Origin of the sequence: Tannerella sp. (assembly GCF_030528505.1) — a bacterium.
Lineage (GTDB): Bacteria > Bacteroidota > Bacteroidia > Bacteroidales > Tannerellaceae > Tannerella.
Map to the genome: position 1 here is coordinate 1 of NZ_JAUMYS010000015.1, position 22,521 is coordinate 22,521.

Genomic DNA, 22,521 nt, shown 5'->3' on the forward strand with positions numbered 1-22,521 from the left:
AGATGTTGAGGTGTTGAGTTGTTTGGGCTGATGGCTGAACACTGAAAACAGAACGCTAAACAACTAAACGTCCGAAGAACTGAAAGTTGAATAACAATTAACAATTGACCATTAATAATTGAAAAACAGCCCTGAGAGGGCGTGTTAATTCAGCCCAATGCGCAGCGTTGGGAAACAAGGATACCCCTCGACGGAGGGCTGTAAGCCTGAATTAAATGAATGAAAGATTAATTGTTAATAGCTATGCGTGGTATAGACCCAATCATGTACCCTGCATAACCATTAATAGCTGACAAATAAGCATTAATCTGTCATTCCGAACGTAGTGAGGAACCTCGCTCTGTAAAGGAAAGATTCATCGCTGACGCTCTGAATGACAGGAAAAATAAAAACTTGTGCAACTTGTGGTCAAAAACTGACCGCTGAAAGCTGACCACTGACCGCTAGCACACAAATATTAATATGTATGCTCTCCTTCGCGCATCTCCCGGTCGTTGATCTTGTGCAAGTCCAATGCCCGCCACGCGTAAAAGATATAGGCCAGCACGAACGGAATCAGGAACGAAACGTACATCATCGTCTGCAATGTGAAATGGCTCGATGAGCTGTTTCGAATCGTTAAGGAACTTTGCAGATCGACCGTCGACGGATAGTACGCCGTATGATTCCATCCTGCGCAAAGCAATAACGCCAGCACCGTCAGTACCGTTCCCGTTCCGGCGAACCAGATGCCTTTGACATGATATTTCGAGAGCATCGTGTCGATGATACCGTAGAGCACCAATACGACTCCAGCAAGGAAAAGCACCAATACGAGCGGCATCTCCAGCAGATTGTTCAGATACTTGTACGGTTGCATGAAGATCTCTTCCGTCTCCGGATGTACCGCATACCCATCCATCGTCATCAGACGACCGACAAACAGGAGGAAAAAAACGAGAAATCCGCCAACTTCAATCGGCAGACGTTTACGGCAATGCTTATCCACTTCGTCGTCTTCGATGTTATTCACGAAGTAAAGGATGGCCAATACCCTTGCCAGAAAGAATACGGCCGCTCCGAGACACAGGTTCCAGATTACCGTTACCGCCTCCAATCCGTGCCATGGCGTGGCCCAACGCGAGATCACCGGCATGCCCAGCTCCGTCAGCTGTGCCTTATCGACCACGAACTCGGCGCCCGTAAAAAACGTGCCCACAGCCGTGCCGAGCAACAGCGGACCCAGCACTCCGTTGATGATCAGAAAAATCTGGTAGGTCTTTTTGCCTAAGAGGTTGCCTTTCTTAGCCTGAAATTCGTAGGAGACGGCTTGCAGCACGAAGCAGAGCAGAATCAGCGTCCATACCCAGTAGGCCCCTCCGAAGCTCGTCGAATAAAACAGAGGGAACGACGCGAAGAAAGCCCCTCCGAAGGTGACCAGCGTCGTGAAAGTAAATTCCCACTTGCGACCGATCGAATTGATCAGCAATTTCTGCTGTCTCTCCGTCTTTCCTATCGTAAACAGCAGCGACTGACCGCCCTGTACAAACATCAAAAATACCAACAGCGCTCCCAGCAACGAGACCAGAAACCACCAATATTCCTGAAGAAATTGATAACTTATTTGATTCATAGCGTTTGATTTTTAATCGGTTGTCATTATTCGGAAATTTCAGGGCCTTTCTTGATAGCCTTCGTCATGATGCCGATTTCGGCAATGAGCAGGATCGTGAATAGTACGAGGAACAGGAAGAACGTCAGTTGCACCGAGCTGGTTTGCAGTTTCGATACGGCTGCGCCCGTCGGCATCAGGTCCTGGATCACCCACGGCTGACGCCCTACTTCGGCCACGATCCATCCCGCCTGACTGGCTATGTAAGCCAACGGGATAGACCAGAGGCATACCTTTTGCAACCAGCGATGTTTCGTGATCTGTCCTTTTCGTCCGAGCATCAGCACCAGCACGAAAATCAGCATAAAGAAAAGTCCCAGTCCTACCATCACGCGGAACGAGTAAAATGTCAGCGCCACCGGCGGGATCAGTTCGGCCGGGTCTTTGATGTAACCGTAGCCGAAATAGCGGAAGTTCTCTTCGAGCGTAGAACGGCTCGTTTGCATCGCCGCCTCGTCGCCGGCTTTGACGGCCTTCCGGTAATCGGCCAATGCCTGAATCGCCACTCTTCCGCGCGCCATCTTCTCCTGCGCCGATATCGCTAAGCCGTCGCCCGAAGGATACCCTCCGTCGATAAGGTCGCCGATACCCGGCACAAACGCGTTGGGATCGCGTTCCGTCAGCAACGACAACAATTTGGGAATGCCGATCTTTCCGATGAACGGCTCTTCGTTATCGTTATACGCTTTCTTCGACGGATTCAATACTCCGACAGCCACCAGCTCTACTCCGTTCGAGCCTTTATACAAGCCCTCCATGGCCGCCAGTTTCATCGGCTGATATTGTCCCACGCAGTAAGCCGATCCGTCGCCCGTCCACATCAGTAATACGGACGATACGAGGCCGAATATCGAGCCGATCTTTATGCTTTCCATCGCGAATTGCCGCTGACGGTTCCGCAGCAGAAACCACGAGCTGACCCCTACGACGAATACCGCGCCAAGCACCCACGCGGAGAGTACCGTATGGAAGAACTTGTTGATCGCTACCGGCGAGAAAGCAACGGCCCAAAAGTCGAACATCTCGTTCCGTACCGTGTCGGGATTAAACTGCATGCCGACCGGGTACTGCATCCACGCGTTGGCCACCAGAATCCAGAAGGCCGAAAGGGTGGCTCCCGTAATCGTCAGCCAGGTAGAAGCCAGATGCGCGCCTCTGCTGACCTTGTTCCAGCCAAAGAACATGACGGCGATAAACGTGGCTTCCATAAAGAACGCCAGAATACCTTCGATCGCTAATGGAGCGCCGAAAATATCGCCTACGAACCAGCTGTAGTTCGACCAGTTCGTCCCGAATTCGAACTCCAGAATCAGTCCGGTGGCCACTCCAATGGCAAAATTGATACCAAAGAGTTTCATCCAGAATTTGGCCGTTTCTTTCCAAAACTCTTTTCCGGTACGGTAATAGATCGTTTCCATCACGGCCATCACGATTCCCAGCCCGAGGGTGAGCGGAACGAATAGCCAATGATAGATGGCCGTCAGAGCAAACTGCGCCCGCGACCAATCAACCAAAGAAGAATCTAAATTTTCAATCATCGTGTTTTAGTTTAGTCATTAATTATTTGATGGATGTAATGCTCTTTCAACCAGCTCTTCCGAGACGTAGTGTTCTTTTTCTTCCGCCGTGTCGAAGCGGTTCAGGTAGCGTGGGAAAAAGAAAATTTTTAAAACGATAAACATAATGAATAGCTTAATCAAAATCAGTATCCAAAGCGTCCTTCCCCAAGTCATAGACCTGAAGCCCTCGACATAGAATCGGAAGATACGCATCGGCAGATTGCTATATTTCATGACATTGTATTGGTTACAAAATTAATGTTCATGCAAATGTAGTTTCTTTTTCCGAAACATGCAACATCCGCAGCTTTTTTATAAATTTGCACAAAGGAACAATCATTGTCGAATAAGATAAATCTTGTATGCATGGATGTTGATCTCAGACTTCTGAAGGAAGGGAATGAGCGTGTTTTCAGACAAATCGTTCGGTCTTACGAATGCCGGTTGAACCGATTTGCGATGATATACACACAGAATCGTGCTGTATCCGAAGAAATCGTGTCTGACACATTTTTGTCATTATGGAAGAACCGTCATTCTTTGGATGAAAATACTCGATTGACTCCTTATCTGATGGTTATCCTTCGCAATAAATGCATCAATTATTTGAGGTCTTTCCGGCATAAGTTTGTATCGATTGACGAAATGGATATCGGAGCAATATATGTGAAAGCCCATTTATATACGTTAGAAAATGATGCTTCCAAACTTCTGGAAGAGGAAGATCTACTCCTTGTGATAAGAAAGGCGATGGAGACATTGCCCGAAAAAACACGTGCGATTTTTGAAATGAGTCGTATCCAAGGCTTAAAAAATAAAGAAATTGCAGATCAATATGGGTTGTCTGTGAAGGCGATCGAGTTTCATATCACGAAAGCTCTGCAATATTTAAGAAAAAAAATGCCGAAAGAATATTTGTTTTTACTCTTCTTCCTGTTCTCATCTTATCGGCATTAGCCGGAACTCCATCACGTTTTCGCAGTAATAGAATAAATATCTGGCTTGCAATCAGCGAAAAAAGAAGAATTTGAGAAATCTGCTATTATGATTCTCCACAGTTTAACAACTATATTTTAGGGTGTGATTCAGAAGATACTGTTCTTCATGATGAACATGGATGCCTTAAAATATGGATGATTTGTTATTGATAAAATTTATTGAACAAGACGTGACGATTGAAGAGGCACGTCAAGTTTTGTATTGGATAGAACAAACCGAAGCAAACCGAACACATTTTGCCGAGTTGCAGATTTTGTGGACGGCAACCTCTGTCTGTGGCATGTACAGAACGAATGAACAGGCGATTCAAAAGATTATGGGGCGCATACGCCGGGAGAAAAGAATCACTTCATTGTACAGATATTACATTGCGGCTGCTTGCATAGTTGCCATCATTGCGATTGGGCTTTCCATATGGAATATATCGGATAAACCATTTGATTATGAGGCAGCCATCCAGAATGTTTCATGCGGTAATAAGATCACATTGAAAATCGGAGGAAAAGAGGAAATGCAATGCACTGAATCGACGGTCAACGTCTTGCATGATCATCGGAAAGTAATTATTAACGACACGATCGAAACCGTTGATCGAAAAGGGCCAGAACCGAATGTTTTATACGTACCCTACGGAAAGCGTGCGGAGCTTCGGCTATCCGACGGCACAATCATCTATCTAAACTCCGGTTCTACGCTTGTATATCCACCTTGTTTTACGGTCAATCGAAGAGAAGTTTATCTTGACGGCGAAGCTTATTTTGATGTTTCCAAAGATGAAGATCAGGTATTTGTTGTCAAAACGTTATATCGATCGGTAGAAGTTTTAGGGACTCAATTTAACGTGGCTGTTGATCGGGAACTTCAATCATTTGAAACGGTACTGGTCAACGGATCGGTGATGATCAAAGGAGATGAGACGGATGAAACATTAGTACCGAATCAGTATTACAGTTTCTCAAACGAAACGAAGATTGAACATATTCAGTCTGTTGATGTGGCTTATTATATTGCATGGACAGAAAATAAACTTCTGTTCAAGAAAGAGACACTGTACAAAGCAATACGAAAACTGGAAAAGGCATACAACATACGGATCGAACTGGTGGATGATCAATATCTCAATTATCAGGTTTCGGGGCAACTTAATCTCAGGGATTCAGCCGAAGAAACTGTCAGGATACTTCTGGAAACCGTAGTTCCGGGGGAGTTGCTTCACAAACGAGGTTATTATACCATTAAACATAATCATTAATCCAATTTTTAATAACATGAGAAAGATAAATGACTTACACAAAAGGAAGGAGCTCGGGTCTGTTTTCGGATGCCGAAGATTGCTTATCGTCTGTGTCTTATGTATTGTAGGAATGACGATGAGTGCAAACGTGCTAAAATCCCAGATTAGCCTGACGATGAAAAATGTTACACTGCAACAAGTATTTGATGAGATTCACAGACAAGTAGGTGTAAGTATTATTTATTCCAATGAAGTTGTGAATGACAATGAAACCATTTCGATTCAAGTCAAAAATTCAACGTTGGAAGAGACGCTGAAAATGGCCTTAAAGGGGAAAAATATTGCCATCAGGGAGAGAAACGGACAAGTCGTATTGTTGCCTTCTTCAGAGAAAAACGAAGAACAACTTCCTGCTCCCGATCAGCGAAAAGTAAAAGTTACGGGAACCGTAGTCGACCAGCTTGATGACCCTTTACCCGGAGTAAATATACAGGTTAAAGGTTTGGGTATCGGAACTATTACGGATGCAGAAGGCGTTTTTTCGATTGAAGTTCCTTATGCCGATGCCGTATTGGTTTTTTCGTATGTCGGGTTTCAGCCCGAGGAAGTCGCGCTTAATGGCAGAGACCGGATCGCTGTTCGATTGGTTGAAGACAGCAAGGCCATGGAAGAGGTTGTTGTTATAGGATACACGACGCAAAGGAAGGCGACGATTACGGGCTCCATTGCGACCATTACAACGAAAGATTTGCAACAAAGTCCTACGGCGAATCTAAACAATGCGCTTGCAGGACGTATGCCGGGATTAATGGTCAATCAGTTCAGCGGGGGAGAACCGGGTGTGGATGCGGCTACTCTGAAAGTTCGTGGTATGGGTACGTATGGCGATCAATCTCCGATCATTATTGTCGATGGGGTAGAACGCGACATGAGTTATCTTGCCCCGGAAGAAATAGAAACGTTCACGATTCTGAAAGATGCTTCGGCAACGGCTCCTTATGGCGTACGCGGAGCGAACGGGGTCATCATTGTAACAACCAAGCGTGGAAAAGCACAAGAAAAGGCTACCGTTAATTTCAAGGCATCGGCCGGTACGAATAACCCGGTCAAATTCCCGAAATACTTAGGTTCGGCCGATTATGCCATGCTTCATAATGAAGCGGTGATCAATAGCAATCCGAATGTTGATCGGTCGAACTTAACCCTTTTCTCGGAAGAGGCTATTGCCAATTATCGCAGAGCAAGAGGGGATAATTCGGATGGACTGGGATATGATAACGATTATTTCGACTATGCGTTTCAAACCGGAACACAGCAGGATTACAGCCTCTCGGTACGAGGAGGATCTGATCGGGCGCGTTATTATGTAATGGCCAACTATTATCAGCAAAGTGGCAACTACAAACATACCAATCTCACACAGTACGATACGCAAGCCGTTTTTAAACGATATAATTTCCGCGCGAATGTGGATGTCGATATCACGAAGAATTTCTACGTCAAAGTCGATTTGGGTGCGCGTATAACGGATCGGAATGCTCCCGGAACGACAGCTTCCCGGATTGTTGCCATCTCCAACACACAGCCTCCCTATCTGCCCATCACGCTCCCCGATAACGGCCATGCCGACAATCAGAAATATGTGCTAAAGAATCCATACGGATTGCTGTATGGAGACTACCAGCATCGCTACAATATATTGGGCGAATTATCACGCACAGGTTATCTGAATGAAAAAAAGACTTATTTAAACGGTTCTTTTGCTATCGGGCATCGTCTTGATTTTATCACTAAGGGGTTGAAAATAGAAGGTATCTTTTCGTATGATGCGGAAGAAGGGCGATGGATCCGGCGTCTTCTCGAAACACGTGCCGACGGATACGCGAATTATGGAAGGTATGCGACGTTTCAACCGGAAGAAGGAAATAATGGTTCTTATTACATGAATCACACTTCGTATGATGGAAAATATAAACTGGGCAATCCCTGGTATGATACGGATGAAACGATCAGCAACAAATTGGAGCATAATCCGGCGCAAAGTAAAACATATTATCAGTTGAAAATCGATTATTTGCGTCGGTTTGGGGCACACGATGTCTCAGGTCTCGTATTGTTCAACCGCTCGACACGAACATATGATAATCGTGTAGATTATCGTTATCAGGGAGTTAGCGGACGAGTTACGTATGGCTATGAGAATAAGTATCTGGCTGAGTTTAATATCGGTTATAATGGTTCGGAGAACTTTGCGCCGGGTAAACGCTACGGTACTTTTCCAGCCGCCTCTGTCGGATGGGTCATATCGCGCGAATCATTTATGGAGAGAGCTAGTGCATGGTTGGATATGTTAAAAATAAGAGGTTCTTTCGGGTTAGTCGGAAGCGATAAGATTTCCGATTCAGACGACGATCGTTTTGCCTACCTTCAATTTTATAAGGAGGGTAGCGGCTACAACTTCGGCGTAAATGAGTTCGGTAGTCGTTATGCCGGACTACACGAAGGAAATTTTGCGAATCCGGATTTGACCTGGGAGAAAGCTGAAAAACTGAATGTCGGACTCGATGCTTCGCTCTTTGACGAACGTCTTACGCTCTCGTTCGATTATTTCCGCGAACATCGCTATGATATTATTACCAGCTTGAGTGGTAGTAATAAGCTTGGTTTTCCGGATATTGTAGGCAAAGACGCGCCATTCATCAATTCCGGTATTGTTGATAATTATGGTGTCGATTTCGAAATAGGCTGGAATGGACGTGTTGGGAAAAATTTTCGTTATTATATAAAGCCTAATTTTACATTCGCCCGAAATAAAATCAAGTTTATGAACGAAATAAATTACGATAACGACTATCGTAGGAATACCGGCAAACGTATCAACGAGCATTTTGTGTACGTTGTAGACCATTTTGTTCGGGATCAGGAGGAAGCAGATCGTTTAAATGCGATGAACGATGGCAGTGGTTTCCAGCCATGGGGAAAACTTTATCCGGGGGATGTCGTCTATAGAGATCTCAATGGCGATGGTAAAATTGATAACGAAGGGGACCGTATGCCTATGGGATACCCGAGAACGCCCGAAATACAGTTCGGTATTCCGATCGGTATACAATATAAAGGGTTCGATTTTAGCATGCTTTTTCAAGGATCAGCTCATAGCAGTGTGTTGCTTGACGGTGCTGCCGTGTGGGATTTTCCTGCGTATGAACAGGATCAAATCGGGAAAGTAAAGCCGATGCACCTTGATCGATGGACGGAAGAAAGAAAAGACGTGGCAAAGTACCCGAGGCTGACTTACGGAGCGAATAACAATAATAAAAATAATCATAGCAGTCTATTTTTATATGACGCTTCTTACCTGCGTCTGAAGAACCTGGAAATCGGATATTCACTTCCTAAAAGTGCGATTCGTTTTGCGGGATTGCAAAACTTCAGGATATATGCCCAAGGAATGAACCTTTTAACGTTTGATAATCTGGAAGATGTGGATGTCGATCCGGAAACAAAGAGTGGAGACGGTTCTTGGTATCCCGTACAGCGTATTTTTAATTTTGGCATCAATATTACGTATTAACGTTAAAACTTAAGAACATGAACAAGATAAAATTTTTAACAGGCTTTTTAGTGTGTTTGTCAATAATCTTTATGGGATGTGACGACTACTTGGATAAAACACCGGATGATAAAGTGAACGAAAGAGAGGTGTTTACTTCGTATGATAAGGTGGAAAGATTAGTGACAGACTTATACGAAGGGTGTAAAACGGCCAACAGGCCTCTGCTTTATTTTAACCATTTCGGGACGGCTTCCGTTACCGACGAATGCAGCGCCAGCAGTCATGAAGCCGCGATTCCTCATCAATTTCATATCGGTAATTATGGTCCGTCACAAGGGATGCCTTCTCGCAGTAGCTGTGGCCAATATTGGGGACATTTATATGAAAAAGTGCGTAAGGCCAATAGTATACTGGAAGGAGTGAAAAAATATGATACTCCGGACAATCCGCAGATGGGGCGTGAAGGAGACATCATCAAACGTGTCGGTGAAACATATTTCCTGCGAGGCTATCTTCATTTCCTTTTATTGCGCGCTTATGGAGAGGTGCCATACATTGACCGTGTCATCATGCCAAATGACAAGATGGAGTTTAAGCAATTGTCAGCACATGAGATTGTCGAGCGAATATGTGCGGATGCTGATTCGGCATATCACAGAGTCCCGGCTTTTAACGGCGGACAAGATTTTGGGCGTGTAGATCAAGGTGCTTGTCTCGGACTGAAAGCCATGGCGCGGTGGATGGCGGCTACTCCGATGTATAACGGCGGACATTTATCTAACGATGCGCGTATACATAAAAACGAATACGGATATGTGGCTAAACGCTGGGAGTTGGCGAAGCAGGCAGCCAAAGCAGTGCTGGAATGTAAGGACAACAATGGCAATTTACGTTATACGCTGTATAAAAAATACGATGAAAAGGACTTTGGAGATATCAATAATAAAAACACAAGTAATGGTAAGGTATATAAAAGGCTGTGGACGATGTTCTACGAAATGGATGCCATACGGCAGGAATGGGTTTGGTTTGTAACAAGAGATAAAGATACGGGATGGTCTGGGGATGTATTGCCTCCTTCACAAGGTGGACATGCACGTCAGCGTCCGTTACAGGAACAGGTTGATGAATACGAATATATTGCATCTGACGGATATGGGTATCCGGTGTATGGTTCACAGGCAATAACAGATGGATATGACGACTCAAATCCATATGAAAGCGTAAAGCGCGATCCGCGTTTCTATCGTGATATTCGGTATCATGGCTCTTCCTATCGTAGTAGTATACTCAATACGGCCGAAAAGAATGATGCCGTAAGCGGAAGCTATCTGGATAATGCTTCTCACACGGGATATTATTTGCGTAAGTTTTATAAAGATGGTTGGAATAAAGGATCCGGATGGCATTCTATTAGTGCACCGGCCATATGGAGACTTCCTGAAATAATGTATATCTACTGTGAGGCTGTCAATGAAACGACAGGACCCAATGAAGAAATATATGCTCTACTCAACGAAATACGTGCTCGTTCGTTCATGGCCCCGATTCCTCCTGCTGCAAAAACAGACAAGAAGCTGATGAATGAATATATACAGCGAGAAAGACGTGTCGAGCTCTTCTACGAAAACCATCGTATATGGCATTGCAGATTATATCTTGAACCGGATGACTCTGAAGAGATTGCTCTCGAAAAAGCATATGTTAATGCAGACAATTGGCCTTATCCTAAAACACAGCGCTGGTCGCATGGTATGAGGCCCGTTGAAGATGCAAACGGTAAGATAGAAGTTGATGGCAAGAAGTACAAGATGCAGCGTTTTGAGGTTAAGGACGGCCGTATCTTTGAAACGCCCCGACACTACTGGTTTCCCATTATGGCCGATGAGTTAAAACGTACACCTTCATTGAAACAGAATCCGGGATGGTAGGGCATCTGTGCTAAAATGAAGATGTAGAATGGTAGGTCGGTATGAAAATACAGCAAAAAGGGACGCGAATATTTTTATTTTATTTCTTTTCTATTTACATTTGCATGGTTTTTCATGTATTTTCACGATTATAATTATAATATCAAACTTAACTACTATGTCAAACATTTCAAGAAGAAGTTTTCTCCAACAAGGAGCCGCTGCAGCCGCAGCATTGTCGTTCGTTCCGAGTAGTGTATTAGGTAAAAGTCATGGCTATACCGCGCCGACGGATAAGCTGAACATTGCCGCCGTAGGTATCGGCGGGATGGGAAATGCTAACATCAAAAAAGTGTCGCCGACGGAAAACATCGTCGCGCTTTGCGATGTGGATTGGAAGTATGCCAAGAAAGTATTCGATGCGCATCCCAAAGCCAAGAAGTACTGGGACTACCGGAAGATGTACGACGAAATGGGTAAATCGATCGACGGGGTGATTGTGGCTACGGCCGACCATACCCACGCGATTGTTACGGCCGATGCCATTACGCTCGGCAAACACGTTTACGTACAAAAACCGTTGACGCATTCGGTTTACGAATCACGTCTGCTTACGAAACTGGCTGAAAAATATCAGATCGCCAGCCAGATGGGTAATCAGGGAGCTTCGGGCGAAGGAGTCAATCAGGTCTGCGAATGGATATGGAACGGTGAGATTGGCGAGGTGAAACGCGTGGATTGCGCGACCGACCGTCCGATTTGGCCGCAAGGATTGAACGCTCCGACGAAAGTCGATAAAATTCCTTCGACGCTGAATTGGGATTTGTTTACCGGACCGGGTAAACTCAGACCGTTCAACAACATTTATCATCCGTGGAACTGGCGCGGCTGGTGGGAGTACGGTACGGGAGCTTTGGGCGACATGGCTTGCCATATCATGCATCCGGCATTCAAAGCGTTGAAATTGGGCTTCCCGATTCATGCCGAAGCCTCTTCGACGTTGCTGCTGACCGACTGCGCTCCGCAGGCACAGCACGTGAAGCTGATCTTCCCGGCGCGTGAAAATATGCCGAAATTGGCCCTTCCCGAAGTCGAAGTACACTGGTACGATGGCGGTATGATGCCCGACCGTCCGGAAGGATTCCCGCAAGGCATGCAGCTGATGCAGGCTGGCGGCGGATTATGTATTTTCCATGGTACGAAAGATACGTTGATCTGCGGATGCTACGGACGTGATCCGTTCCTGCTTTCGGGACGGGTGCCGAATACGCCGAAGGTAGAACGTCGGGTGCCCGAAGCTGAGAGCGGTCACGAACAAGACTGGGTGCGCGCATGTAAGGAAAGCCCCGCAAACCGCGTGAAACCGAAATCCGACTTCTCCGAAGCCGGCCCGTTCAACGAAATGGTCGTGATGGGCGTATTGGCGGTTCGTTTGCAGGGACTGAACAAAGTGCTCGATTGGGACGGACAGAACATGAAGTTTACGAACATCAAGGATGACGAGATGCTCAAAATCCAGATCAGTGATGATTTCAAAGTGGTGGACGGCGATCCCAAGTTCGACAAGAAATTCACCGAGCCGATGAATGCGAAACAGTTTGCCGAGGAATTGGTGAAACATACGTATCGCGCGGGCTGGAAGTTGCCGGATATGCCGTAAGCGAAAAAAATGAATACATAGACGAAGACGGAGAGCCCTCCGTGAGAGTTGCGGATCGTGCGCTCCGTCTTTGCTTATTACAAAAAACAATTATCATTTACAACAAACCGATAAACAATGAAGAAAAGTGTATTAGTAGCAAGCGCTGTTGGTATGATAGCGCTTGCCTCCTGCGGCGGAGGAAAAAAAGCCGAAGGTTCTGCCGATGCGGCAGCAACCGATTCTGTTCCTACGGCTCAGGCTGCACCCGAGTACCGGACGTTGAACCTGCCGACCGTCGATTTGGCAAAATTCGCCAAAGATAAAGACGGATGGATTACGCTGTTCGATGGCAAGACTTTCGACGGATGGCGCGGTTACGGACGCGAAGACATGCCGGCTCGCTGGACGATCGAAAACGGTTGCATTAAGATGACCGGATCGGGTAAGGGAGAAGCCGGTGCGGAAGATGGCGGAGACATTATCTTCGCTTACAAGTTTACGAACTTCGAACTCGAACTGGAATGGAAGGTTGACAAAGGCTCTAACTCCGGTATCTTTTATATGATTCAGGAGGTAGAATCGCCCGATGAACAAGGCAACTGGAAGACCCAGCCCTCGTATATCTCGGCTCCCGAGTATCAGATCCTCGACAACGCGAATCATCCGGATGCCAAGTTAGGCAAAGACGGTAATCGTCAGTCGGCATCGTTGTATGACATGATTCCGGCCAATCCCCAGAACTCGAAAACATTCGGAGAATGGAACAAGGCGAAAATCATGTGCTACAAGGGTACGGTCGTTCACTATCAGAACGATGAGGCCGTGGTGGAATATCATTTATGGACTCCGCAATGGACGGAAATGCTTCAAAAGAGTAAGTTCAGCCAGGAAAAATGGCCGTTGGCATTCGAATTGCTCAACAATTGCGGCGGAGAGAATAGAGAAGGGTTCTTCGGATTACAGGATCATGGCGATACGGTATGGTACCGAAACATCCGAATTAAAATTTTAGAGTAGATTTCTCCTTTTATTTATAATTTTTTACCACAACAAAGAGGGTGTACCGCAACGGAACACCCTCTTTTTCAGAACAACAAACAACATTATTAACAGATCGTCATTTCGTCGCTACGAAATCCAGATCGCTTAAATCTTTTTCCTTTATCGAATAGGGTACGGCATTCGACGGATGCTTTTTATATTTGATCGTATATTCCTTATCTCCTTTGAATGTTTTCACCTTAATGATCAGCGTAGGCTCTTTTCCATCGAGCTTCAGTTTCGACAAATCGAAAGCAACAATCCCTTTGCGCCCGTAGCGCTGCGGATCCCCATACGCATGATGGCGGAGTTCGAAAGTATAAGCATTGCTTTTATCCGGACGATGTATGAGGTTGATATAATGTCTCTTTGTTCCGCCGAAGTTGAATCCGAACTGTACATTCAAGTATCCGTCACCCATCCACATGTCCATGATTTTCAGAGGGTCTTTTCCGTATTTCACATCCAGACTGTCGGGGTTGAATCGATCGACAAAGGGCTTCGTCAGAATGTTTTGGATATCACGTACCTGCACAGCATGGTTATATCCTTGAAACGAATCGGAAAGAATCGTATAATATACTAATGCCCGTTGATTGGCTTTCGGTTTGTAGTGGGGGACTTGTGTTGCTGCCGGCCATAATGTTTTTCCATCGTCGAGTGTGAGCGAATAAGTTCTCCCATTGTCTGAAGGATTGACGGTAGCTAACGAATACCATATGTCGCCTAACGAATAGCCGTCATTATCCAGACACGAATTTAATAACAGGGCGATCATCACCCCTCCTACAAAGTTGAAAAATAATCTCATCGTCTTCATATCATTTTTTCATTATAAAATTCATAAGCATGATGCATATCGAGGTTTCCACGTTGCATTGTTTCCTCTTAAATAATATTAAAAACAAAAAAAGTGCTATTTTTGCGGCCTCATACAATGAGGATGAATCATACGGATATGTCGCATTATCTTTCACATACGTTGCCTAACGGCTTGCGTGTCGTGCATTTACCGACGGATGCAGCGATATCCTATTGCGGTATTGTGGTGCATGCCGGTACGCGCGATGAGGCGTCGAACGAGTCGGGGCTGGCGCATTTCGTCGAACACATGCTGTTCAAAGGTACGGTGCGGCGTAAGACGTGGCATATTTTGAACCGCATGGAAGCTGTTGGCGGCGAGTTGAATGCTTATACGACGAAGGAAGAGACGTTTATCTATTCCGTTTTTATGGAAGAGCATTATCGGCGGGCCATCGAATTGCTGGCCGACATCGTCATTCGTTCGCAGTTTCCGGCGCACGAGATCGAGAAAGAGCGGGAAGTGATTCTCGACGAGATCAGTTCGTATGAAGATATGCCGTCGGAGCTGATTTACGACGAGTACGAAAATCTGCTGTTTGACGGTCATCCGTTAGGCCGTCATATTCTCGGTAATAAGCGCTCGATACCCACGTTCGACACCAACGCCGGGCGTTCGTTTTTAGAACGTTTCTACACGGCCGGAAACATGATTTTCTTCTCGATGGGACGTACGGACTTCCGGCGAATCGTACGCATGGCCGAGACTTACTTATCGGAAGTTCCTGGGCATCCGGCCGTGCACAGGCGCGAGCGGCCATGGTCAACCACACCGCAGGAACTGCGTAAGAAAAAGAAAACGCACCAGTCGCATGCCATTATCGGAGGACGGGCGTACGATATGTATGACAAACGCCGCATTTCGCTTTTTCTGCTTAATAATATACTCGGCGGTTCCGGAATGAACAGCCGCCTCAATGTGGCTCTACGCGAAAAAAGGGGATTGGTTTATGAGGTGGAATCGAACCTTACGGGATACACCGATACCGGTTTGTGTGCCATCTATTTCGGTTCCGACCCGAAGAACCGGGAGAAAGTGCTTGAACTTATCCGGCGCGAGCTGACCGTGTTATGCCATACGCAGCTTACGACCACGCAACTTGCTGCTGCGAAGAAACAGGCCGTCGGACAGCTTTCCGTGGCCGGCGATAACCGGGAAAGCCTCTTTCTCGGATTCGGGAAATCGTTTCTTCATTTCGATCGGTACGACTCTCTGGCGGAAATCATCCGCCGAATCGAAGCCGTGACGGCCTTGCAAATCCTTGAAACAGCCAACGAAATCTTTGCTCCCGAACGACTCTACTCCTTGATCTACGAGTAAAAAACGCGCGAAGCGCGAAAGACAACGCCTTATTTAAGCCAGAAACAATGGGCGAAAGCAAAAGAGAGAAGCAAGATAGGAAAAAAAAAAGTGTTTTCCCATTGTTTATTAATTAATTACAACGTGGGATCAAAAAATAAACGATAACGACTGTAACGTTTCCTGAGAACGTGCGTCTACTTATTAGAAAGTAAATCAACATAACGGATGATTGCGCGCTATTTGTTATGTATTACAAGGTACTTTATAGCAATAAGTAGTATGAAAAAGAATAAACTGTGTAGGGTAATTGGATTGAATGCTGTCTGTATCTTTGCGGCAGTCGCTGCTTTTGCGTCCGAAATCGATATCAAAGGGCGCATTATCGGGGAGAGTCGTCAGGCGATTGAGTTTGCCCATATTGTGCTGCAAACGTCGGACTCCGTATTCGTCAGTGGTACGACGACCGGGAAAGATGGCCGTTTCGCATTGCCTAAGGTCCGTACCGACGATTATCGGCTGGTCGTTTCGAGCATCGGCTACGAGACACAGGCCATTGATCTGAAAGGGTATAGCGGAAACTTGCAACTGAACGATATCGTACTTGCGGAGTCGTCCGTAACGCTCGGCGATGTGACGGTAACGGCCTCAGCTTCGGTCACGAAACCGGACCGTAAAGTGATTTTCCCGACCGAGCGTATCGTCCGTATCTCGACCGATGGCGTCGATTTGTTGCAGCAATTGATGTTACCTAAAATCACTGTCAACCAGATGACGAACGCCATCACGGTGCCGGGTGGTGGCGAGGTGCAGTTGCGCATCAACGGCGTGAAGGTCGAGATCAATGAAATCAAAGCATTGCGGCCGGCCGACATTCTGCGTGTCGAGTTTCATGATAACCCTGGATTGCGTTACGGGAATGCCGAAGTCGTACTCGATTATATCGTACATCGTCCTCAGACGGGCGGGAGCTTCGGGTTCGACTCGCGGCAAGGCGTCAATGCGATGTGGGGCGAGCATAACGTGAATGCCAAAATGAACCATAAAAAGTCGGAGTTCAGCACAGGGTATCACTTTGGCCCACGTGATTTTTACGAGATGTGGCGCGACAATGAAGAAACGTTTCGTTTTGCGAACGGCACGACATTACATCGCATTGAACAGGGAACGCCGGACCACGTGGAAGTGTATATGCATCATACCCATCTTACGTACAGTTTTCAGGATGTAAAACAGCTATTTAATGCTTCACTCTGTTATAATGAAGAAAATAACAAACACTGGGATTATCAGGGAACCTTATATAACAGGGAGATTCCGTCGGATAAGGTTGCGATGATTGATCGTAATCCGTCTTTTTATCAGCGTCCTTCGGTAGACTTCTATTATCAGCGGAATATGCCGAAGGATCAGACACTCGTTTTCAACATGGTCGGTACGTTGAACCGGACGGATAGCCGGCGCATATATCAGGAGAAGCGTGGGGATCGCATACTTACCGATGTGAACAATCGCATAGACGGCAAGAAATATTCCGTGATTGCCGAAGGTGTTTACGAGAAAAAACTCGGTGAGAACCGCCTGGGACTGGGTGTCAGGCATGATCAGTCGTTTTCGGATAACGATTACCGGAACGGGCGCAGTCATACGACACGTATGCGTCAGGCCGATACGTATTTATATGCCGAATGGAAAGGAGCGATTCGAAAGTTCGATTATACGCTCGGTATCGCCCTCTCGCGTTACGACTCTCATCAGGAAGAAACAGATCATACGTACGAATATTATCATCTTCGTCCGAGGATATCGCTCCAGTACCATTTTCCGGATGAATCGCTGGTGCGGCTGAGAGCTAATATCAGTACCCATTCGCCTTCGCTTGCGAACCTTGGAAAGGTGGAAATGATGATCGATTCCTTACAAGTGCAGCGCGGCAATCCCGATCTGAAGCCTTACCGGAAGTATAGTGTCGACTTGATGTATGAGGTGAAGAAAGGGTTATTCTACGGTAATTTGTGGGGGGCGTACGAGTATGCTCCGCAAGTCATCATGGAAGAAAAGTTCTGGGAGAGCGGAAAAATCGTACAGACATGGAACAATCAACGTAACTGGCAATATCTGACAAGCATTCTGACGTTGCGCATAGGCCCGATCAAAGAGATCGTTCAGTTCGCTTTTTCCGGAGGCGTGAACCATTTCCTTAGCAACGGGAACACGTATGCGCACCGTTATACGAACTGGTTTTGCGAAGCTCAAGTGTCTGCCGCATATAAGAAATGGAAGCTGATGTATATGTTGAAGACGAACTGGAACCGCTTCTTTGGTGAAACGATGAACGGAGGAGAAAATATTCAGATGGTGCGGCTCGACTACAAACATAAAAATTTGTCTGCCGGTGTCGGCGTGTTCAATCCGTTTATCGACAATTTTAAACTGGATAAAGAAAACCGGAACCGTTTTGCGTCGTATAAAAGGTCGACTTATATCAAGGAAAGTTCGCGTTTGTTTACCGTCAATGTAAGCTACCATTTTTCATTTGGACGTACTTATTCCGCTTCTGGTAAACGGCTGAATAACAGCGATACGGATTCGGGCGTGATGAGTACGGGCAAATAGTTATCCGACAACCGAGGTCAGTTCGCGGATAAAAATCTCCTCGGCCGACAGCAGCCATTGCCTGAACGCCTCGTGGTCGAATGTCCGCGAGGTGTTCATATAATCGAGCAGCTTGCTCAGGTCGAAGCTCTCCCCTACGACGGCGCCCCGGAGCGATGCCGCATCGGCCGCATTGATTTCCTGTTCGATGTGTGCGGGAATAAGCATCACCGGTTTATTCAGATAAAACGCCTCACAGACTGATTCGAATCCGGCGGTAGTGATGTATCCGCGACAGCCGGCCATGTAATGCAGGAACTTCTCGTCGTCGATGCGATGGAGCGTGAAATGTTCGTCTACGACGAGGTCGGCCGGCGCGTCGCGTTTATCCCAGAAGAAGTGCAACTTCGTTTCGGGATGCGCGTTGTGCCATTGGCGCACTTCGTTCTCAAAACCCTGATTGAGCATGTAACCCAGGATATAATCGCCTTCCGAGGGTTGTAGTTCGAGCACTTCGCGCCGCAGGAGTGGGGGCACGACGACAATCTTTTCGCGCGGAAAATTCTTCATCGGGTAGAACGAGAGCGCCAGAAGCTTCGAGGCGCCGATGCCGGTAAGCAACGTGTGCAGGCGCAGCACCATCAGGCTTTGCGCGTCTCCTTTCCCATACCCGTAATCGGGATGGCGCAGGAGGTACTGATGCCCGATATTTACGAACGGTATATCGATGCGGAAGCGTAACTGCGCAAGCGCGGGCAGTAGTTCGTAGAAGTTGACGATCACGTCGGGACATACCTTTTTGATGCGCCGGTGAATGGTCTCGATGCTTTCGCCATAGCGTTTCAGTTTACGCGGACTGAAGTTATAGAGCACGGTCTTGAACTTGTCGAGACGTTTGCGGTCTTTCTTGAAAATAAACGAAGGGGCGTCGTAAGAGCGCACCGGCGCGCCGATCTTTGCCCGGAAGAAGTCGGGCACTTCGCGGGCGTGACTTTTCCCGACAAGTGTTTCGGCCACCTCATGACCGTGCCGGCGCAACATGGCGGCCAGCGAGATGGCCTGTGTCAGATGCCCTCGCCCTTCGCCCTGTACGATAAACATGAACCGCAGCTTCTTCTCCATCTTGCTCAACCGGTTGTACGTTTTCTTTACTCCGAATCCGCACCCGCAAACTCCATCAGATACGCTTTGATAAAGTCGTCGATTTTTCCGTCCATTACCCCGTTCACGTCGGACGTCTGGTGGTTGGTGCGGTGATCTTTCACGCGACGGTCGTCGAATACGTAACTGCGGATTTGCGAACCCCATTCGATTTTTTTCTTACCTGCTTCGACTTTGACTCTTTCTGCCATGCGTCGTTGCATCTCCTTGTCGTAGAGGATGGAACGGAGCTGTCGCATCGCGTTTTCGCGGTTTTTCGGCTGATCACGCGTCTCGGTGTTTTCGATCAGGATTTCCTCCTCTTCGCCCGTGTACGGGTCTTTATACTGGTAGCGCAGGCGTACGCCCGATTCTACCTTGTTCACATTCTGCCCGCCGGCTCCGCCCGAACGGAACGTATCCCACGAGATGCAGGAAGGATCGATCTGCACTTCGATCGTATCGTCGACGAGAGGCGTCACAAAGACGGACGCAAACGAAGTCATCCGTTTGCCCTGGGCGTTGTAGGGAGATACGCGCACGAGCCGGTGCACCCCGTTTTCGCCTTTCAGATAACCGTAGGCGTAATCACCTTCAATATTCATCGTAACGGTTTTGATGCCGGCCTCGTCGCCATCCTGCAAGTTGCTGATGGTTACCTTGTAGTCGTTCGATTCGCCCCAGCGCATATACATACGCATCAGCATCGACGCCCAGTCCTGACTCTCCGTACCGCCCGCGCCCGAGTTAATCTTGAGTACGCAGCACATCTGGTCGGCTTCTTCACGAAGCATATTTCGGAACTCGAGATTTTCAATCAGCTCCTTTGTCCGGTTGTAGGCCGCATCGACCTCTTCTTCGGACGTGATGCCTTCTTTTACGTACTCGAAAGCGAGCGACAGCTCCTCGGCCGCATCGTGTACTTCGCGATAGAGTTCGATCCATTTTTTTAGGTCTTTGACAACCTTCATCTGCGCTTCGGCGCGTTTGGCATCTTCCCAAAATGCAGGATCTTGCGTGCGCAGTTCTTCTTCTTCTAATTGAACGATCTTTGCATCGACGTCAAAGATACCTCCTCAACGCCTGCTCGCGTTCCAACATATCTTTCAGTTGGTCTGTCGTTATCATTTTTATTTACGGTTTATTATTTGCTGGTTTATATTGTCGGACGGCGAAAACGCGGGGGCTTCCGCAGTCTTTTCGAGGGCAAAGGTACGCAAATTTATCGTTCTGCCGTATCTTGACTGTGTTGAAGTGTGTCGGCGGCACGCGCCAGCGCCTCGTGGATGTCGCGGCAAATGTTCTCTCGCCCGATGCGTTCGTCCATCCGGCTTTTCATCAGCATGGTGCGCACCTGCTCGTTGACACCGGAAAGAATGATGTGGATATGTTCTCGTTGCGAGAGGCGGCAGAGGCTTTCGAGGTTGTGCAGTCCGGTGGAGTCGATAAAGGGCACTTTGCGCATGCGAATGATGCGTACGCGAGGCTTGGCGGCAAGCTGTTTCATGCATTCGTCGAACTTGTTGGCTACGCCGAAAAAGAACGGCCCGTCGATTTCGTATACTTCGACGCCGGCGGGGATTTCGAGTATTTCGTCGTCGTGGCGGATTTCACTGTCGGCCGACAAGTCTATCCGGTCTGTGGCAACGGATATTTGTGTTACTTCGGCAGCCCTGCGCATAAAAAGCACCATGGCCAGTAACAAGCCTACTTCAATAGCGATGGTCAGGTCGAAAATCACCGTCAGGAAAAACGTTACCAGTAACACAGCCACATCGCTTCTCGGATTTTTCATCAAGGAACGGAAGGTACGCCATTCGCTCATGTTGTACGCGACGACCACGAGTACGCCGGCCAGACAAGCCATGGGAATATGTTTCGTCAGGGGGCCAAGGAAGAGCAGGATAAGCAGGAGCACGGCGGCATGGATGAGTCCGGCCACAGGCGTGCTTCCTCCGTTGTTGATGTTCGTCATCGTACGGGCGATGGCGCCGGTGACGGGAATCCCGCCGAAGATGGGAACGACGATGTTAGCTGCCCCCTGTGCTATAAGCTCCGTGTTTGAGTTGTGCTTGTCACCTGTCACACCGTCAGCCACGGTAGCCGATAATAACGACTCGATGGCGCCGAGCATCGCGATGGTAAAGGCCGAAGGCAGCAGCAAATGTACGGTTTCCAGATTGAGCGATATGCGAGCCGGAGCCGGAAGTGCCGCATTGATTTCGAAGCGGTCGCCGATGGTTTCGAGTCCTGTAATGCCGCAATATTCACGTAGCAGATAGGCCGCGACCGTCATCACCAGAATGGCGACGAGTGAGCCCGGTATTTTCTTTGAAAAACGTGGTGTCAGCACAATCATTGCGATGCTCAGAAGTCCTACAAGGAGGGAAATCCACGACACACTGCCGATATGTTGGGCGTATACGACCCACTTGCTTAGAAAGTCGCCCGGCATCTTGTCGATCGTCATACCGAACAGGTCTTTTACCTGTGTCGTGAAGATTGTCAGCGCAATGCCGCTCGTGAAACCGACGATGATCGGATAGGGGATAAACTTGATGACGGTGCCGAGCCGCAGTACACCCATCAATACCAGAAAAATGCCGGCCAGCAGCGTGGCGACGGTCAACCCTTCGATACCGAAGTTCTGAATAATCCCGTAGACGATTACGATAAACGCGCCGGTCGGTCCGCCGATTTGCACCGAACTGCCACCGAGAAACGACACGACAAACCCGCCGATAATCGCTGTAATAATCCCTTTTTCGGGACTCACGCCCGAAGCGATACCGAAAGCAATAGCCAGCGGCAATGCCACAATACCGACGATGATGCCGGACATCAGATCGTTCAAAAACTTGTGCTTTGTGTACGATTTCAGTGAATCGAACAGTCTCGGTTTGAACTCGGGCATAAGTTTCATTTTTCGTTTCTCCTTTCCATAAAAAAAACGGAACAAAGGTATCATAAATCTCCGATATACGGAATTAATAAAACGAAAAGGAATCAGGTGGATATGATATGGGTTAAGCA

General features: G+C 47.4%; 15 protein-coding genes. 8 read left to right on the forward strand and 7 right to left on the reverse strand.

The features are described from left to right. Positions 1-457: 457 nt before the first annotated feature. The 3 genes from Q4A89_RS03685 to Q4A89_RS03695 are packed head-to-tail and all read right to left on the reverse strand — an operon-like array spanning position 458 to position 3,444. Positions 458-1,612 (reverse strand): cytochrome d ubiquinol oxidase subunit II, encoded by a 1,155-nt coding sequence (locus Q4A89_RS03685; protein ID WP_303183872.1) that lies wholly within the window; start codon positions 1,610-1,612, stop codon positions 458-460. A gap of 26 nt (positions 1,613-1,638) precedes the next feature. Continuing rightward, positions 1,639-3,189: a cytochrome ubiquinol oxidase subunit I gene (locus Q4A89_RS03690; RefSeq protein WP_303183873.1), complete on the reverse strand. Its 1,551-nt coding sequence runs from the start codon at positions 3,187-3,189 to the stop codon at positions 1,639-1,641. A gap of 18 nt (positions 3,190-3,207) precedes the next feature. Then, positions 3,208-3,444 carry a DUF4492 domain-containing protein gene (locus Q4A89_RS03695; RefSeq protein WP_303183875.1) on the reverse strand — a complete coding sequence of 79 codons (237 nt, stop codon included), beginning with the start codon at positions 3,442-3,444 and terminating at the stop codon, positions 3,208-3,210. Between the two features lie 132 nt (positions 3,445-3,576). Between Q4A89_RS03695 and Q4A89_RS03700 the strand changes: the two genes are divergently transcribed. The 6 genes from Q4A89_RS03700 to Q4A89_RS03725 all read left to right on the forward strand — a co-directional run bounded on the left by Q4A89_RS03700 (position 3,577) and on the right by Q4A89_RS03725 (position 13,568). Beyond that, positions 3,577-4,167 carry an RNA polymerase sigma-70 factor gene (locus Q4A89_RS03700; RefSeq protein ID WP_303183876.1) on the forward strand — a complete coding sequence of 197 codons (591 nt, stop codon included), beginning with the start codon at positions 3,577-3,579 and terminating at the stop codon, positions 4,165-4,167. Between the two features lie 172 nt (positions 4,168-4,339). Beyond that, positions 4,340-5,461, forward strand: a complete 1,122-nt coding sequence (locus Q4A89_RS03705; protein WP_303183878.1) for a FecR family protein — start codon at positions 4,340-4,342, stop codon at positions 5,459-5,461. Positions 5,462-5,477: 16 nt separating this feature from the next. Then, a complete protein-coding gene (locus Q4A89_RS03710; RefSeq protein WP_303183880.1) occupies positions 5,478-9,017 on the forward strand; it encodes a TonB-dependent receptor in 3,540 nt (1,179 codons plus the stop codon). A gap of 17 nt (positions 9,018-9,034) precedes the next feature. Further along, the gene (locus Q4A89_RS03715; RefSeq protein WP_303183882.1) at positions 9,035-10,930 is read left to right on the forward strand and encodes a RagB/SusD family nutrient uptake outer membrane protein; all 1,896 of its coding nucleotides are present in this window, start codon (positions 9,035-9,037) and stop codon (positions 10,928-10,930) included. 157 nt (positions 10,931-11,087) lie between these two features. Then, the gene (locus tag Q4A89_RS03720; protein WP_303183883.1) at positions 11,088-12,569 is read left to right on the forward strand and encodes a Gfo/Idh/MocA family protein; all 1,482 of its coding nucleotides are present in this window, start codon (positions 11,088-11,090) and stop codon (positions 12,567-12,569) included. 117 nt (positions 12,570-12,686) lie between these two features. After that, complete coding sequence (locus Q4A89_RS03725; protein ID WP_303183884.1) at positions 12,687-13,568, forward strand: DUF1080 domain-containing protein; 882 nt, start codon at positions 12,687-12,689, stop codon at positions 13,566-13,568. Between the two features lie 100 nt (positions 13,569-13,668). On the opposite strand, the gene Q4A89_RS03730 is transcribed toward Q4A89_RS03725, so the two are convergent. After that, the gene (locus Q4A89_RS03730) at positions 13,669-14,412 is read right to left on the reverse strand and encodes a NigD-like protein (RefSeq protein WP_303183886.1); all 744 of its coding nucleotides are present in this window, start codon (positions 14,410-14,412) and stop codon (positions 13,669-13,671) included. A gap of 123 nt (positions 14,413-14,535) precedes the next feature. Between Q4A89_RS03730 and Q4A89_RS03735 the strand changes: the two genes are divergently transcribed. Continuing rightward, positions 14,536-15,774, forward strand: coding sequence for a pitrilysin family protein (locus Q4A89_RS03735; protein WP_303183888.1), 1,239 nt, complete (start codon positions 14,536-14,538; stop codon positions 15,772-15,774). A gap of 261 nt (positions 15,775-16,035) precedes the next feature. Next, the gene (locus Q4A89_RS03740) at positions 16,036-18,369 is read left to right on the forward strand and encodes a TonB-dependent receptor (RefSeq protein ID WP_303183889.1); all 2,334 of its coding nucleotides are present in this window, start codon (positions 16,036-16,038) and stop codon (positions 18,367-18,369) included. Here the strand turns inward: Q4A89_RS03740 and Q4A89_RS03745 are convergent, their stop codons facing one another. From Q4A89_RS03745 to Q4A89_RS03755, 3 genes are all read right to left on the reverse strand, one after another. Then, the gene (locus Q4A89_RS03745) at positions 18,370-19,470 is read right to left on the reverse strand and encodes a glycosyltransferase family protein (RefSeq protein ID WP_303183890.1); all 1,101 of its coding nucleotides are present in this window, start codon (positions 19,468-19,470) and stop codon (positions 18,370-18,372) included. 26 nt (positions 19,471-19,496) lie between these two features. Further along, positions 19,497-20,616 (reverse strand): peptide chain release factor 2 gene (gene prfB, locus Q4A89_RS03750; RefSeq protein WP_303183892.1). Its coding sequence is split into 2 segments (ribosomal slippage): positions 19,497-20,552 and positions 20,554-20,616, totalling 1,119 coding nucleotides; the frame shifts between segments, so codons are not numbered across the junction. A gap of 94 nt (positions 20,617-20,710) precedes the next feature. Further along, entirely contained in the window at positions 20,711-22,411 is a 1,701-nt protein-coding gene (locus tag Q4A89_RS03755; protein ID WP_303183893.1) for a SulP family inorganic anion transporter, read from the reverse strand. Positions 22,412-22,521 lie beyond the last annotated feature (110 nt).

Coding starts and splice junctions, on each gene's coding strand:
- Q4A89_RS03695 (WP_303183875.1), bottom strand. CDS start 3,444: ATGAAATATAGCAATCTGCCGATGCGTATCTTCCGATTCTATGTCGAG.
- Q4A89_RS03745 (WP_303183890.1), bottom strand. CDS start 19,470: ATGGAGAAGAAGCTGCGGTTCATGTTTATCGTACAGGGCGAAGGGCGA.
- Q4A89_RS03730 (WP_303183886.1), bottom strand. CDS start 14,412: ATGAAGACGATGAGATTATTTTTCAACTTTGTAGGAGGGGTGATGATC.
- Q4A89_RS03705 (WP_303183878.1), top strand. CDS start 4,340: ATGGATGATTTGTTATTGATAAAATTTATTGAACAAGACGTGACGATT.
- Q4A89_RS03725 (WP_303183884.1), top strand. CDS start 12,687: ATGAAGAAAAGTGTATTAGTAGCAAGCGCTGTTGGTATGATAGCGCTT.
- Q4A89_RS03755 (WP_303183893.1), bottom strand. CDS start 22,411: ATGAAACTTATGCCCGAGTTCAAACCGAGACTGTTCGATTCACTGAAA.
- Q4A89_RS03720 (WP_303183883.1), top strand. CDS start 11,088: ATGTCAAACATTTCAAGAAGAAGTTTTCTCCAACAAGGAGCCGCTGCA.
- Q4A89_RS03690 (WP_303183873.1), bottom strand. CDS start 3,189: ATGATTGAAAATTTAGATTCTTCTTTGGTTGATTGGTCGCGGGCGCAG.
- Q4A89_RS03735 (WP_303183888.1), top strand. CDS start 14,536: ATGAATCATACGGATATGTCGCATTATCTTTCACATACGTTGCCTAAC.
- Q4A89_RS03700 (WP_303183876.1), top strand. CDS start 3,577: ATGGATGTTGATCTCAGACTTCTGAAGGAAGGGAATGAGCGTGTTTTC.
- Q4A89_RS03715 (WP_303183882.1), top strand. CDS start 9,035: ATGAACAAGATAAAATTTTTAACAGGCTTTTTAGTGTGTTTGTCAATA.
- Q4A89_RS03685 (WP_303183872.1), bottom strand. CDS start 1,612: ATGAATCAAATAAGTTATCAATTTCTTCAGGAATATTGGTGGTTTCTG.
- Q4A89_RS03740 (WP_303183889.1), top strand. CDS start 16,036: ATGAAAAAGAATAAACTGTGTAGGGTAATTGGATTGAATGCTGTCTGT.
- Q4A89_RS03710 (WP_303183880.1), top strand. CDS start 5,478: ATGAGAAAGATAAATGACTTACACAAAAGGAAGGAGCTCGGGTCTGTT.